Annotated in this window: 1 pseudogene; it reads left to right on the top strand. The window is 46.7% G+C overall.

What is annotated here, in order from left to right:
- Positions 1–291, top strand: a pseudogene (locus RTW80_RS28700) (diguanylate cyclase); the annotation flags it as partial.

Genomic DNA, 291 nt, shown 5'->3' with positions numbered 1-291 from the left:
ACCCGGCCAATTATGGTCAGCTTCGCGGGGATCCTGTTCAGTTTCGCGCTGATCGCCGTCCTGGTCATCCTTTCACAGAGAAAGGATTTTCTTGAGGATTATCATAAGATTAATGGTAACTTCACCCATAATCTGGCGGTGAACTATACCGAATCCATCCTGCGAGAAAATGACTATATTCTTGGTCGCGCTGCGATGTACTTCGCCCGTAACGACAGAGTAAATCAGACAATAAATATCGATCCGACACACGGTTTGCAGATGTTGATGCATTTGCAGAACCTGATGCCG

Source organism: Escherichia sp. AM3, assembly GCF_032029835.1.
Lineage (GTDB): Bacteria > Pseudomonadota > Gammaproteobacteria > Enterobacterales > Enterobacteriaceae > Escherichia > Escherichia coli.
Note: the sequence above shows the minus strand (reverse complement) of the source record. Positions and strands in the feature narration are given on the sequence as shown.